This is a genomic window from Pseudoxanthomonas sp., from assembly GCF_051953815.1.
Classification (GTDB): domain Bacteria; phylum Pseudomonadota; class Gammaproteobacteria; order Xanthomonadales; family Xanthomonadaceae; genus Pseudoxanthomonas_A.
Map to the genome: position 1 here is coordinate 138,917 of NZ_JBQCIJ010000039.1, position 13,693 is coordinate 152,609.

Genomic DNA, 13,693 nt, shown 5'->3' on the forward strand with positions numbered 1-13,693 from the left:
TTTTCCGGTGGCTCTCCTGGCGACCCGCGTCGCTCCCGCGAAGCCGGCCGGATTCAGGGAATGAAGGTCTGCCCGGGATCGTCGAAGGACTTGAACTCCAGCGCGTTGCCGGAGGGGTCGAACAGGAACATGGTGACGTGCTGGCCGGGCTTGCCCTTCAGGCGCAGGTGCGGCTCCTCGTGGAAGTCGACCTGCGCGTCCTTCAGGCGCCGCGCCAGGGTTTCCCAGGACTGGCGATCCAGGTTCATGCCGAAATGCGGCACCGGCACCGCCTCGCCGTCGAAGCGGCCGTTGTGCAGCGGCTGGCCGTCGCCGCCGATGTGCGCGACCAGGTGATGGCCGAAGAAGTCGAAGTCCTGGTAGGACGCATCGCTGCGTCCCTGCGGGCAGCCGATGACGTCGCCGTAGAAGTGGCGCGCCTCGTCCAGGTCGCGGACCGGGAAGGCGAGGTGGAACTGGGTGATCCGGCTCATGACGCGGCTTCCAGCTGTGGCGTGCAGGCATCCAGGATGTTCTGCCAGAACAGGTTCCAGGCGGAAATGCTGCGTTCGTAGCCGCGCGCCAGTTCGGGCAGCACGCCCGGATCATGGCGCAGGTATTCATCGATCGCCGCGCGGGTCAGCTCGCCGTGGATGATGTCCTCCTCGCCGGTGTGGATGGTCCAGAACTCCCAGTCGATCCGGTCGGCGTTGGCGACCAGGTAGGGATTGCGGCGCATGTGTTCGAACATCACCGACAGGTAGGTCTGGCACAGGCATTCGCCGCCCATGCCGCGCAGGCCGACGCCGAAGGCGATCGGATGGTTGGCCATGTCGCGGGTCAGGCCCTTGAGGATGCGCTCGTTGGCGGTCAGCGGCTGTTCGAGTTCTTCCGGCGATACACCGATGGTGGCGAGGAAGCGGTCGTACACGGTGGGGTGCGCGCGCGCCGGATCGCCTTCGCCCAGCTCTTCGGCCAGGATCTGGCCGAGCAGGCTGCGCAGGCCGCCAAACGGCAGGCGCGCGACCAGCAGGGCGAGATCGCTGATGTAGTCGATGGTGAAGAAACGGTACTGGATGCAGACCTGGCGCAGCGCGTCGGGCGAGAGGTGTTCGAGTACCTGCATGCGCTGGGCGGCCAGTGCTTCGGTGGCTTCCTTGGCTTTGTCGGCGAACTGCCAGAATTGTTCGCGGGTCATCGCTTGGGCTTGCATGAATCGTTCCTGGGGGGAGGAAGGACGAAGCCAACGATGCGTCGCCGTTGACCCCGGTGGGCGGATGATGGGTATCGGCGGCGTGAGCAGAACGTGCACGCGAGGCAAAAAACGCGCGGCATGGAATTCACGCGCGGCGTCACGCTTGCGTGCCATCAGGCGACGGATGCGCGTTCATGGATGTGGATCGCGTGGCTGCGGGAGCTGACAAACATGAGGCCGGGATGAAGCATGCATCCGCATGGCCTGTTCATTCGAGAGGGTGAAGAGAATTGCACGCCGCTCGCTCGGACGCGCGCTAGCATCGGCGCCTTGCCGCATGTCGCGCCGGTGGCGCGGACGCGGTTTCATCCCGCCGCAGATTCCGGCACGCAGGTCCATCCGCACATGCATGAACCCGACCCGCGGGGCTTCCCCGTCACCCGCACCGCCGCCGACATCGCCGCCTGTGGTGTCCCGCTGCTGTGGACCAGTGGCTGGGATTCCACCTTCCAGCTGCTGCGCCTGCTGCTCAGGTATCGCGTGCCGGTCACGCCGTACTACCTGGAGGATTCGACGCGCGCGTCGACGGCGACCGAACGCCACAGCCTCCAGCGCATCACCGAGGCGCTGCACGCGTGGCGTCCGGAGACGCGCGCGCTGCTGCGTCCGCTGCGGGTGTTCCGGGTCGCCGATCTGGCGCGGGATGCGGAGGTCGGCGACGCCCTGCGCGAGATCCGCTCGCGCGCCTACATCGGCAGCCAGTACGAATGGCTGGCGCTGTTCTGCCGGCAGCACGGCCTGTCGGGCATCGAACTGAGCGTGCACGTGGACGACAAGGTGCAGGCCCTGCTTGCGGATTCCGTGCAGGCGTTCGACACGGGCGGCGGCTACCACAGCCACCGGCTGGATCCCCGCCGCGCGGCCGGCGCCGAACGCGTGCTGTTCCAGCACTTCGGCTTTCCGCTGTTCCAGATCGACAAGCGGGCGATGGGGCGCGAAGCGCGCGAGGCGGGCTGGGAACGGATCATGGACATGACCTGGTTCTGCCATCGTCCCGTCAACGGCAAACCCTGCGGCGCGTGCGCACCGTGTGTCTACACCATCGAGGAAGGGCTGGCCTGGCGCGTGCCGCGTTCGCGCCGGATGCTGTCGTTCTTCTACCGCAAGCTGGCGCTGCCGCTGAAGCCGCCGTTGCGCGCCGCGCTGGGGTCGGTGCGGCGGCGATAGCGCGCCGGCGGCGAAAAGAAAAAACCCCGCCGGCCGGCGGGGTTTTTCTTCCCGGCGATGCGCCGGTCAGGCGACCTGGACGATGTGCAGGGCCTTGGGGTTGTTCCACTGCGCGAGCAGTTCGGCTTCGCGTGCCTTGGCTTCGTGCAGGTGGCGTTCCTTGACGTGGCCGTAGCCGCGGATGTGTTCGGGAATGCTGGCGATGTCCACCGCCAGCCCCAGCCGTTCGGCGTCCAGCGCGCCCAGCAGCTGATCCAGAGTGCGCTCGTAGTCGCTGATCAGCTGGCGCTCGCCCCTGCGCTCGGCGGTGCGGCCGAACACGTCGAAGGCGCCGCCGCGCAGGAAACGCAATCTGGCCAGCAGGCCGAAGGCCTTGAACACCCACGGGCCGTATTCCTTCTTGATCAAGCGGCCCTGCGCATCCTTCTTGGCGAACAGCGGCGGCGCCAGGTGGAAATGCACCTCGTAGTCGCCGTCGAACTGCTGCTGCAGGCGGCGCTGGAACTCGCCGCTGGTGTACAGGCGCGCGACCTCGTACTCGTCCTTGTAGGCCATCAGCTTGAAGAAATAGCGGGCGACCGCTTCGGTCAGCGCGGTGGAACCCGGCGCCTTGACGTTCTCGGCGGCGCGCACGCGGGTGACCAGATCGCGGTAGCGGCTGGCGTAGGCGGCATCCTGGTAGTCGGTGAGGAAGGCCACGCGACGGGCGATCAATTCGTCCAGCGAGCGCGACAGGCGCAGGTCGTCCAGCGGCAGGAACGCCACTTCGCCGCCGGCCGCGCCGCCTTCCGGCAGGCCGCGCAGTTCGCTCTCGTTGCCCGGATTGCGCGGCGCGGCGTTGGCGCCCCATTCGGTGCTTTCCCACTCGCCCGGCGGCAGGATCTGCAGATTGCGCGGCGTGCGCTCGGATTCGGTCTGGGTGTTGCGGATGAGGCCGGCGGCTTCCTGCACCGCCTGCGGATCGACCACGGCCAGGCGGCCCCAGGCGAACGCGCGCCGGTTCATCTCGATCGCCGCGCCGTTGAGTTCGACCGCGCGCATGATGGCATCGAACGAGATCGGCACCAGGCCCTGCTGCCAGGCGTAGCCGAGCATGAACAGGTTGGCGGCGATGGCGTCGCCCATCAGCGCGGTGGCCAGCTGGGTGGCGTCGACCAGCATCGGATCGCGGCCGCCCAGCGCGACTTTCACGCCGGCGATGATGTCGGTGGCCGGGAACTGCATGTCCGGATGGGTGGTGAAGGTGCCGGGCATCGCCTCGTAGGTGTTGAGCACCACGTGCGAGCGCTCGCCGCGCACCTTGGACAGCGCCCAGTAGTCGTTCACCACCACCATGTCGCAACCCAGCACCAGGTCGGCCTCGCCGGCGGCGATGCGCACGGCGTGGATGTCCTCCGGGGAGCGGGCGATGCGGATGTGGGTGGTGACCGCGCCGCCCTTCTGGGCCAGGCCGGTCTGATCCAGCACGCTGGCGCCCTTGCCTTCCAGGTGGCCGGCCATGCCCAGCAGCGCGCCGATGGTCACCACGCCGGTGCCGCCGACGCCGGTGATCAGGATGTTCCAGGGCTGGGCCAGATCCGACTTGAAGGTCGGCGCCGGCAGGTTGTCCAGCTTCTCGGCCGCGCTGGCTTTCTTGCCCTTGCGCGGATTGCCGCCATGGACGGTGACGAAGCTGGGGCAGAAGCCGTTGACGCAGGAGAAGTCCTTGTTGCAGTTGGACTGATCGATCTCGCGCTTGCGCCCGAACTCGGTTTCCTTCGGCAGCACCGACACGCAGAAGCTCTTCACGCCGCAGTCGCCGCAGCCTTCGCAGACCAGCGTGTTGACCATCGTGCGCTTGGCCGGATCCGGCAGCTTGCCGCGCTTGCGGCGACGGCGCTTCTCGGTCGCGCAGACCTGGTCGTAGATGAGGATGGAAACGCCCTTCACCTTGCGCAGCTGCTTCTGCACGTCTTCCAGCTGCTTGCGATCGTGGAATTCCACGCCGGTCGGGAACAGTTCGCGGCGGCTCCATTTGCGCACGTCGTCGCTGACCACGACGATCGTGTCCACGCCCTCGGCACGCATCATGTGGGCGATCTGCGGCACGCTCAGGGTGCCGTCCACCGGCTGGCCGCCGGTCATCGCGACCGCGTCGTTGTAGAGGATCTTGTAGGTGATGTTGACGCCGGTGGCGACCGACTGCCGCACCGCCAGCGATCCGGAATGGAAGAAGGTGCCGTCGCCGAGGTTCTGGAACACGTGCTCGGTTTCGGTGAACGGCGCCTGCCCGGACCAGGTGACGCCTTCGCCGCCCATGTGGGTGAAGGTGTCGGTGTCGCGATCCATCCATGTCACCATGTAGTGGCAGCCGATGCCGCCGAGCGCGCGCGAGCCTTCCGGCACCACCGTGGAGGTGTTGTGCGGGCAGCCGCTGCAATAGTGCGGCACGCGCGGGAAGCTGGCGCGCGGCAGCGCGAGCTCGGCTTCCTTCTCCTCCATCCAGCGCAGGCGCTGTTCGATGGATTCATTGCTGATCGAGCTGGATTGAAGCAGGCGCTGGATGCGGCGGCCGATCACGCCGGCGATGGTGGCCGGGGTGAGTTCGCCGGTGGACGGCAGGATCCATTCGCCGGCCTCGTCGTACTTGCCGACGATGGACGGGCGCTGGCCCGCGCTGGCCGGCCAGTTGTAGAAGTATTCCTTCATCTGCCGCTCGATGAAGGCGCGCTTCTCCTCCACCACCACGATGTCTTCCAGCCCGCGCGCGAAGTCGGCGATGCCGATCGGCTCCAGCGGCCAGGTCATGCCGACCTTGTACACGCGGATGCCGATGTCGGCGCAGGCGCGCTCGTCCAGGCCGAGGTATTCCAGCGCCTGCAGCACGTCCAGGTAGCTCTTGCCGGTGGTGACGATGCCCAGCCGCGCGCGCGGCGAATCCAGCACGATGCGATCGATGCGGTTGGCGCGGGCGAACGCCTGCGCGGCCTTGACCGCGTAGCGGTGCAGGCGCATTTCCTGGTCCAGCGGCGGATCCGGCCAGCGGATATTGAGGCCGCCGGCGGGCATGTCGAAATCCTCCGGCAGCAGGATCGTGCGCGCGAACGGATTCACTTCCACCGAGGCCGAGGATTCCACCGTTTCGGCGATCGTCTTGAAGCCGACCCAGCGGCCGGTGTAACGGCTCATCGCCCAGCCGACCAGGCCCATGTCGAGGATGTCCTGCACGCCGGCCGGATTGAGGATCGGCATCATCGCGCTGACGAATTCGTCTTCCGAGCCGTGCGGCAGGGTCGAGCTGCGGCAGGCGTGGTCGTCGGCGGCCAGCGCCAGCACGCCGCCGTGCTTCGAAGTGCCGGCGGCGTTGCCGTGCTTGAACACGTCGCCGCAGCGATCCACGCCCGGACCCTTGCCGTACCACATCGAGTACACGCCCTCGACCTTGGCGCCGGGGAACAGGTTGGTCTGCTGGGTGCCCCAGACCATGGTCGCGCCGAGATCCTCGTTGAGGCCGGGGGTGAACTTCACCGCCGCCGCTTCCAGGTGCTTGCGCGCGCGCCACAGTTCCAGGTCGAAGCCGCCCAGCGGCGAGCCGCGATAGCCGCTGATGAAGCCGGCGGTGTTCAGGCCGGCGGCCTGATCGCGCAGGCGCTGCATCAACGGCAGCCGGACCAGCGCCTGCACGCCGCTCAGGTAGATGCGGCCGTCGGTGCGGGTGTACTTGTGTTCGAGCGTGTAGTCGTTGTCCAGCACGCCGATCTGCGGGGTGTTGGCGGATGACGGCGAGGTCAGTTCGGCGGTGCTGGTCATGGGCTGGCCCGGGCTGCGGCTGGCGTGATCCGGCCAGGAGGCCGGACGCGAAAGGCGCGAATTGTAGCAGCGGGGTCCCGGCGGCCCGGTCCAGGCGCGAATCCTCCCGCGCGCTTTCGCCGTCAAGGAAGGCGCGGGCCGGGCGCTTTCAGGGCATGAACCCTGCGGATGAACCGTTTACAGATCAAACCCCAGCAGCAGCGGATCGTGATCCGAGCTGCGCCAGGGCTGGCCGGGGTCGCCGTGCGGATAACCGGCGTTGTCGGCCGAATCGGCGTTGAGATGCCATTCGGCCGCGCCGCGCAGGCGGCCGGCCAGCGCGGGGCTGAGCAGGGCGTGGTCCAGGCGGCCGGTCAGGCCGTTGTAGACGTAGCTGTAGGGCTGCTTCACCTTGGCCACGGCGAAGGCGTCGCGCCAGCCGGCATCGCGCAGCCAGCGCACCGGATCCTCCATCGCGTAGGCGTTGAAGTCGCCCAGGATCACCTTCATCGCGCTGCCCTGGCCGGTCGGGTCCTGCTTCAGCCACGCGTCCAGGCGCCGCGCCGAATCCAGCCGCAACGCGTTCCAGCAACCCTGGGTGTCGCCCTGGTCCTGATCGGCGCCGGTGGCTTCCGAACAGCCCTTGGACTTGAAGTGATTGGCGACCACCACGAACGCCGGGCCCTGGCCGCGGCGGAAGGCCTGCGCCAGCGGGACCCGGCTGCGATCGCCGAACGGTCCGCCTGCCAGCGTCGCCGGCTTGCCGACCGGCGTCACCCGCGAGGCGCGGTAGATCAGGCCGACCCGGATGGTGTCCGGTCCCGGGCCCTGGCCGGCGTCGATGAAACGCCAGTCGCCGCCCCGCGCGTTCAGCGCGGCCACGAACTGGGCCAGGCTGGATTCGGGCCCGTAGCCATCGTTTTCCAGTTCCATCAGCGCGGCCACGTCGGCGTCGAGCGCGCGCACGGTGGCGACCAGCTTGGCCAGCTGCGCCTGCAACTGCGCGGGCGACTTGGCGCCGCGCGGGGTGGGGAAACCGCCGCCATGGCCATCGCCGTTGAACAGGTTTTCCAGGTTGAACGCCGCGATCTTCAGCGTGCCCGGCACGCGCGGCGCGAGCGGATAGGCCGGCGCGGGCAGCGCGAGCGGGCGGGTCAGCTGCAGGCGATAGCCGCCATGGCGTTCGTCGACGATGCCTTCCACCTCCTTCAGGGTCGTGCCCACGCGGGGCAGGGGCTGCCCACCCAGCCAGGCGATCGCCTTCGGATCGCGTTCGCCGCTGCCGTCGTCCAGGGTCAGCCGGTGGCGCGCGTTGTCCTCCAGCACCCGCTGGAACGCCTCGCTGCCGGGCGCGGCCACTTCGCTGGGTTGCCAGAGCCGGCCCTCGAACGCGGTGGTGAGTTCGCCGAACCGCTCGACCTGATCGGTGCCGCTGACGGTGAGCGGCGCGGCGATGCGCACGCGCATGCCTTCCAGCGCTTCCCAGTCCGCGGGCACGGCGGCCAGCACAACCGGGGCGGGCGCCGGTGCGGTCGCCGCCGGGAGGCGTTCGATGTCGGCCGGGATGATCGCGGTCAGCCGGCTGCCCTGCCTGCCAAGTTCCAGCTCGGTGACCTCGCCGCGGACCCGGTAGCGTTGGCCGACTTTGGGGACCGCGCCGTCGTCGGCGCTGGCGTCGAAGGCCAGCGGCACGAACAGCGCGTCCGAGGTCGCCGGATCGCCGTCGCCGGCATCCTGCAGGAAGAAGCCGCCCAGGCCCTGGCGGAAATCGGCGGTGACCACGCCTTCGACCGTGACCGTCTGGCCCACCCGCGGACTGGCCGCGCCGGTGCCCTGCACCTGGCCGATGGCGATGACCGGGGAATCCTGCGCGGAGGCCAGCGCGGCGCAGGTCAGCAGGGCGGAGGCGAGCAGGGTGCGGCGGAGGCGCATGGCGGATGCCTGGCGGAACGGGGAGCCGGACATGATAGCCAGCGGGAATGACGGGTGAGGGGCGGACGACGAATCCGCGGCGGTCACGCCTCGACAAGCCCACCGCGGGCCGTGTCGTCGTCCGGATGCGTTCCAACGAAAAACGCCGCCCGGAGGCGGCGTTTTCGGCGATGCGGGCAAGCCGGAGGCTTACTTCACGTTGGCCAGCATCCAGTCGACCGTGGCGTGGATCTGCTCTTCGGTCAGGGCCGGGTTGCCGCCCTTCGGAGGCATGATGCCGCCGTCCGGACCGGTGAAGCCCTCGATGGCGTGCTTGTACAGGGTGTCCTTGCCCTTGGCCGCGCGCGCGCCCATGCCGGCGGCGGTCAGCATCGGCGCTTTGCCGGTGCCGTTCTTGTGGCAGGCGCCGCACAGGTTGTCGAAGATGACCTGGCCGTCGGTGGTGCCGCCATAGGCGACCTGGGAAGCGGCGGCGGCGGCGGCGGCAGCCTGCGCGGCGGCCTGGGCCGCGGCACCGGTGGCGCCGGCGTACACCGCGCCCGACGGCGCGATGCGGCCCTCGGTGCGCTTGGCGGCCTGCGGGTTCACTTCCGCCGGGATCGAGGAGTGCAGGAAATGCGCACCGATGATCAGGCCGAGGGTGACCACCACCAGGAAGCCGATCACCATCGAGAAATGCTTCAGGAATTCGAGGTCGTAATTACGCACTTTCCACCTTTGGCAGCACGGCCGGACACCGTGCTTGGCTACGAAAAACGGGGGAGCCGGACGCCGTCACGGACGGATTCGCGGACAGATGCCGGGCGCGGGCGCCCGAGGCAAGGCGCCCATTATAAGCAGGGTGGCCGGTCTTGCCTCAACCGGCGGGAGTCAGGGGCACCAGTAGGTCCGCACCGGCGCCGGGGCCTGGCGCACGACCGCGGCGATCGGCGCCTGCGCGTCGGGGGCGGCCAGGGCCGCGTCCAGCACGTCCCGTTTCGCCGCGCCTTCGATATGCAGGTACAGGTGGCGCGCGGCCAGCAGCACCGGCAGGGTCAGGGTGATGCGGGCCTCGCCGGCGCCGGGGGCGCGCATCGGCAGCAGGCGCGCGCGCGTGGCCGGATCCAGCGCCGCGGCCAGGTGATCGCCGCCGGGGAAGAACGAGGCGGTATGGCCGTCGGTGCCCATGCCCAGCACGACCGCGTCGAACGCCGCCGGCAGGCTGGCGAAACGCCGTTCCAGTTCGGCCAGGGCGTCTTCCGGTTCGGGCGTGTCGCGGAACAACGGCAGGAAATGCGCCGCCGCGGCCGCGCCGCGCAGCAGGTGTTCGGCCAGCAGGCGCGCGTTGGAGCGATCGTTGTCCGGCGCCACCCAGCGTTCGTCGACCAGGGTGACGGTGACCTTGTCCCAGTCCAGCGGTTGTTCCGACAGGCGCTGCAGGAAGCGCCTGGGCGTGGTGCCGCCGGACAGCGCCAGCAGCGCGCCGCCGCGGGCGTCGATGCCGGCGCGCAGATCCGCGGCGACGGCCGCGGCCAGCGCCGCGGCCAGCGTCTCGCTGTCGGCGAAGGTGATCAGTTCGGGCGTGACGGGGGAGAGGGGGGAATTCGTCACGTGCTTACACCGTGTCCTCGTGCCAGGTCCGGCCATCGCGCTCGACCAGCGCGACCGCCGCGCTCGGTCCCCACGAACCGGCGGTGTATGGCTTGGGCGCTTCGCGCTGGTTCTCCCAGCTGGCGAGGATCGGGTCGATCCACTTCCACGCCGCCTCGACTTCGTCGCGACGCATGAACAGGGTCGGGTTGCCGCGCACCACGTCCATCAGCAGGCGCTCGTAGGCTTCCGGCTGGTGCACGCCGAAGGCTTCGGCGAAGCTCATGTCCAGCGGCACGTGCTGCAGGCGCAGGCCGCCCGGGCCCGGGTCCTTGATCATCAGCCACAGCTTCACGCCCTCGTCCGGCTGCAGGCGCAGGACCAGTTTGTTGCCCATCACCGGGCCGGCGCTGTGTTCGAAGATCGAATGCGGAATCTGCTTGAACGCGATGACGATCTCGGAGACGCGCTCGGGCAGGCGCTTGCCGGTGCGCAGGTAGAACGGCACGCCGGCCCAGCGCCAGTTGTCCACTTCCGCCTTCAGCGCCACGAAGGTCTCGGTGCGCGAATCCTCGCGACCCAGTTCGTCCAGGTAACCCGGGACCGCCATGCCGTTGACCGCGCCGGCGCGGTACTGGCCGCGCACGGTCATGTGGCCGATCTCGTCGGCGGTGATCGGGCGCAGCGAACGCAACACCTTGAGCTTCTCGTCGCGCACCGCGTCGGCTTCCAGCGCCGCCGGCGGTTCCATCGCCACCATGCACAGCAGCTGCAGCAGGTGGTTCTGGACCATGTCGCGCAGCGCGCCGGAGGTGTCGTAGTAGGTCGCGCGCTTTTCCAGGCCGACCGTCTCGGCCACGGTGATCTGCACGTGATCGATGTGGTTGGCGTTCCACAGCGGCTCGAACAGGATGTTGGCGAAGCGCAGCGCCAGCAGGTTCTGCACCGTCTCCTTGCCCAGGTAGTGATCGATGCGGAAGATCTGGCTTTCCGCGAACGCGCTGCCGACCGCGTCGTTGATCACCGCCGCGCTGGCCAGGTCGTGGCCGATCGGTTTCTCGATGACCACCCGCGACTGGCCGCCGTTGAGGCCGTGCGCGCGCAGGCGGTCGCACAGGTTCACGAACAGGCTGGGGCTGGTCGACAGGTAGAACACCCGGATGCGGTCGCCCTGGGCCTTGAGCGCGGCGGCGAATTCCTCCCAGCCCTCGTCCTTGGTCGCGTCCAGCGCGTGGTAGCCCAGCTTGTCCAGGAACGCCGGCAGCTTGGCCTTCAGCGCCTCGTCGTTGCCGGCCACGCGCTGCAGGGCTTCGCCCACCTTGGCGCGGTAATCGGCATCGCTCTGCTTGTCGCGGGCCACGCCGATGATCCGGCTGTCCTCGCGGATCTGGCCATCGGCGTAGCGGCGCAGCAGGCCGGGCAGCAGCTTGCGCAGGGCCAGATCACCGGTGCCTCCGAAAATCACCAGGTCGAAGGGGTCGACGGGCAGGGTCTTGGCGGTCACGTCGTCATCTCGTTCGCTTGTCAGGTTGGGAGGAACAATACCACCGGGCTACCACGCTGACCAATGAATCAGGCCAATGTAACCCTTTGTCGGCGGATATTGCCTTTATTGGTACGTGAGTGGTATGTTCTGGCCCATGCAAAAAGCCCTGTCCGATGAATACCACCGTCTGCAGACCGGCGAGTCCACCCGCGCGGTGGCTTATCTGCGCCTGCGCCGTGCCCTGCAGAACCTGATGGACGCCGGCGTGCTGCGCTCGGGCCAGGCCCTGCCCAGCGAGCGTGATCTTGCCAACCTGCTGGGTCTGTCCCGCGTGACGATCCGCAAGGCGCTGGCCGGACTGATCGAGGCCGGCCTGCTGGTGCAGCGGCAGGGCGCCGGCACCTTCGTCGCTGAACGCATCCTGCGCCAGTTCTCGCGCCTGACCAGCTTCACCGACGATCTGCGCGAACGCGGCCTCAATCCGCAGGTGAAGTTCCTGGAGCGCAGCGTCGGCGAAGTGACCCCGGAAGAATCGATGGCGCTGAACCTGTCGCCGGGCAGCGGCGTGGTCCGCATGTACCGCCTGCGCCATGTCGACGGCTCGCCCATCGCGATCGAGCGCACCCTGGTGCCGCTGTCGCTGCTGCCGGATCCGGAGAGCGTCACCACCTCGCTGTACGAGGCGCTCGACGCGCACGGCAACCGCCCGCGCCGCGCGCTGCAACGCCTGCGCGCGGTCGCGCTGGATGAAGAGGCCGCGCGCCACCTGGAGCTGCCGGTCGGCGCGCCCGGCCTGCTGGTCGAACGCCGTGCGTTCCTGGAAGACGGGCGCGTGGTCGAATCCACCCGCTCCTACTATCGCGGCGACGCCTACGACTTCGTCGCCGAGCTGCAGAGCGAGTAATCCCGTCCGGGCAGGCGCCGCACGGGCGGCACAGCCCGCCTTTTTCGGCGCGCCTCCGCGCGAAACCAGGGCCGCCGGCTCGGAAGCCCTTCGCGCCATCCCCTGAAAAACGGCCTTCATCGGCCGATTCCGTGTTTCGTCGGGGCATGACCTTCGGCCCCTTGACGCTGCTCGCGGGCCGACTGTACTGTGAGTACTAGTACAGTTGAATGAGGTGTCCCATGGCGCGTACCCAGGCCCTGATGATCCAGATCGCCACCGGCGATCCGCGTCCGATCAGCAAGCAGATCGTCGACGGCGTGCGGATGAAGATCGCCACCGCCGAACTCACGCCCGGCGCGCAGCTGCCCAGCGTGCGCGGGCTCGCCCAGCAACTGATGATCAATCCCAACACCGTCGCCAAGGCCTATGCCGAACTGACCAGCGAGGGCTGGCTGGAATCGCGGCAGGGACTGGGCCTGTTCGTGGCCACGCCACGCCAGCGCTTCAGCGACGCCGAGCGTGAGCGGCGCATGGACGACGCCGTGCAGGCCTTCGTGCATGAAGTGATCGCGCTCGACTATCCCCCCGACCGCGCGCTGGCGCGGCTGGACGAGGAACTGCGCGTGATCGCGCCGAAGAAGAAATCCGCCTGACGCGCCCGCGCGCGTCGCCCTATTCCGCTTCCGTCACCCGAACCTGGGACGACCATGAACACATCCGATTCCGACTATGTGATCGAGACCGACGCGCTGAGCAAACGCTACGGGCGCAAGCTGGCGCTGGATCACCTGGACCTGCGCATCCCGCGCGGGCGCATCCATGCCATCGTCGGCGCCAACGGCGCCGGCAAATCCACCCTGTTCCGGATCCTGCTGGGTTTCCTGCCGCCGACCGTCGGCCAGGCCCGGATCCTCGGACGCGACAGCCAGCGTCTGCGGCCCGAGGATCGCGCGCGCATCGGGTTCGTCAACGAGGAGCACACCCTGCCGGGCTGGATGAAGGTCGCGGCGGTCACCGCCATGCAGCGGCGCCAGTACGCGCGCTGGAACCAGCACGCCTACGACGAGGTGCTCGGCCACTACAACGTGCTTCCGGACCAGAAGATCGCCCAGCTTTCGCGCGGCGAGCGCGCCGGCCTGAACCTGGCATTGGCGCTGGCGCAGGGACCGGAGCTGCTGGTGCTCGACGAGCCCACGCTGGGCCTGGACGTGGTCGCCAAGCGCGCGTTCCTGGAATCGCTGATGTATTCCAACGCGGCCGAGCAGTGCACCGTCATCTACTGCTCGCACCAGATGGAGGAGATCGAGCGCATCGCCGACAACCTCATCATCCTGGAACGCGGCCAGCTGAAGAACATGTCGGCGCCGGAGGAATTCTGCGCGCGGGTCACCCACTGGGTGGCGGACATTCCGTTCAAGGGGCCGGATCCGGCGACCGTGCCCGGCCTGCTGCAACTGCAACGGCTGGACGGCCTGCACCATTACCTCGTGCTGGACCAGGACGAGGAATTCGCCGAATTCCTGCGCGCCAGCGGAGCGCGATCGATCCAGAGCATGCCGGTCAGCCTGGATCGCGCCGTCAACGGCTTCCTGACCAAGAACCACGCCGCGCCCGCGCAACCGCAACGGCAGCATTGAGCGCACGAAGAGGA

General features: G+C 68.8%; 11 protein-coding genes. 4 read left to right on the forward strand and 7 right to left on the reverse strand.

The genetic code is table 11. From position 1 onward, the window contains the following. Positions 1 to 53: 53 nt before the first annotated feature. Positions 54 to 473, reverse strand: coding sequence for a VOC family protein (locus tag ACTHN1_RS11945; RefSeq protein ID WP_440471159.1), 420 nt, complete (start codon positions 471 to 473; stop codon positions 54 to 56). Next, positions 470 to 1,192, reverse strand: coding sequence for an iron-containing redox enzyme family protein (locus ACTHN1_RS11950; protein WP_440471160.1), 723 nt, complete (start codon positions 1,190 to 1,192; stop codon positions 470 to 472). The genes ACTHN1_RS11945 and ACTHN1_RS11950 overlap by 4 nt, the downstream gene beginning before the upstream one ends. A gap of 387 nt (positions 1,193 to 1,579) precedes the next feature. Here ACTHN1_RS11950 and ACTHN1_RS11955 point away from each other — a divergent pair, with 387 nt between their 5' ends. After that, a complete protein-coding gene (locus ACTHN1_RS11955; RefSeq protein WP_440471161.1) occupies positions 1,580 to 2,401 on the forward strand; it encodes a hypothetical protein in 822 nt (273 codons plus the stop codon). Between the two features lie 66 nt (positions 2,402 to 2,467). On the opposite strand, the gene ACTHN1_RS11960 is transcribed toward ACTHN1_RS11955, so the two are convergent. The 5 genes from ACTHN1_RS11960 to zwf form a co-directional block, all read right to left on the reverse strand. Continuing rightward, complete coding sequence (locus ACTHN1_RS11960) at positions 2,468 to 6,190, reverse strand: indolepyruvate ferredoxin oxidoreductase family protein (RefSeq protein ID WP_440471162.1); 3,723 nt, start codon at positions 6,188 to 6,190, stop codon at positions 2,468 to 2,470. A 177-nt stretch (positions 6,191 to 6,367) separates the two neighbouring features. Beyond that, positions 6,368 to 8,101: an ExeM/NucH family extracellular endonuclease gene (locus ACTHN1_RS11965; protein ID WP_440471163.1), complete on the reverse strand. Its 1,734-nt coding sequence runs from the start codon at positions 8,099 to 8,101 to the stop codon at positions 6,368 to 6,370. A 189-nt stretch (positions 8,102 to 8,290) separates the two neighbouring features. Then, a complete protein-coding gene (locus ACTHN1_RS11970) occupies positions 8,291 to 8,809 on the reverse strand; it encodes a c-type cytochrome (protein WP_440471164.1) in 519 nt (172 codons plus the stop codon). Positions 8,810 to 8,971: 162 nt separating this feature from the next. Next, positions 8,972 to 9,691 (reverse strand): 6-phosphogluconolactonase, encoded by a 720-nt coding sequence (gene pgl / locus ACTHN1_RS11975; RefSeq protein ID WP_440471165.1) that lies wholly within the window; start codon positions 9,689 to 9,691, stop codon positions 8,972 to 8,974. Between the two features lie 4 nt (positions 9,692 to 9,695). Beyond that, entirely contained in the window at positions 9,696 to 11,174 is a 1,479-nt protein-coding gene (zwf, locus tag ACTHN1_RS11980) for a glucose-6-phosphate dehydrogenase (RefSeq protein WP_440471166.1), read from the reverse strand. 136 nt (positions 11,175 to 11,310) lie between these two features. On the opposite strand from zwf, the gene ACTHN1_RS11985 reads away from it, so the two are divergent. From ACTHN1_RS11985 to ACTHN1_RS11995, 3 genes are all read left to right on the forward strand, one after another. Further along, positions 11,311 to 12,060, forward strand: a complete 750-nt coding sequence (locus tag ACTHN1_RS11985) for a GntR family transcriptional regulator (RefSeq protein ID WP_440471167.1) — start codon at positions 11,311 to 11,313, stop codon at positions 12,058 to 12,060. Positions 12,061 to 12,281: 221 nt separating this feature from the next. Further along, positions 12,282 to 12,695: a GntR family transcriptional regulator gene (locus ACTHN1_RS11990; RefSeq protein ID WP_440471168.1), complete on the forward strand. Its 414-nt coding sequence runs from the start codon at positions 12,282 to 12,284 to the stop codon at positions 12,693 to 12,695. Positions 12,696 to 12,749: 54 nt separating this feature from the next. Beyond that, positions 12,750 to 13,679: an ABC transporter ATP-binding protein gene (locus tag ACTHN1_RS11995; protein WP_440471169.1), complete on the forward strand. Its 930-nt coding sequence runs from the start codon at positions 12,750 to 12,752 to the stop codon at positions 13,677 to 13,679. Positions 13,680 to 13,693: the final 14 nt, after the last annotated feature.

What these genes read in the sequence shown, in the direction of transcription:
- ACTHN1_RS11990 (WP_440471168.1), top strand. Translation starts at nt 12,282, where the DNA reads ATGGCGCGTACCCAGGCCCTGATGATCCAGATCGCCACCGGCGATCCG.
- ACTHN1_RS11945 (WP_440471159.1), bottom strand. Translation starts at nt 473, where the DNA reads ATGAGCCGGATCACCCAGTTCCACCTCGCCTTCCCGGTCCGCGACCTG.
- ACTHN1_RS11960 (WP_440471162.1), bottom strand. Translation starts at nt 6,190, where the DNA reads ATGACCAGCACCGCCGAACTGACCTCGCCGTCATCCGCCAACACCCCG.
- ACTHN1_RS11950 (WP_440471160.1), bottom strand. Translation starts at nt 1,192, where the DNA reads ATGCAAGCCCAAGCGATGACCCGCGAACAATTCTGGCAGTTCGCCGAC.
- ACTHN1_RS11965 (WP_440471163.1), bottom strand. Translation starts at nt 8,101, where the DNA reads ATGCGCCTCCGCCGCACCCTGCTCGCCTCCGCCCTGCTGACCTGCGCC.
- ACTHN1_RS11955 (WP_440471161.1), top strand. Translation starts at nt 1,580, where the DNA reads ATGCATGAACCCGACCCGCGGGGCTTCCCCGTCACCCGCACCGCCGCC.
- ACTHN1_RS11985 (WP_440471167.1), top strand. Translation starts at nt 11,311, where the DNA reads ATGCAAAAAGCCCTGTCCGATGAATACCACCGTCTGCAGACCGGCGAG.
- ACTHN1_RS11995 (WP_440471169.1), top strand. Translation starts at nt 12,750, where the DNA reads ATGAACACATCCGATTCCGACTATGTGATCGAGACCGACGCGCTGAGC.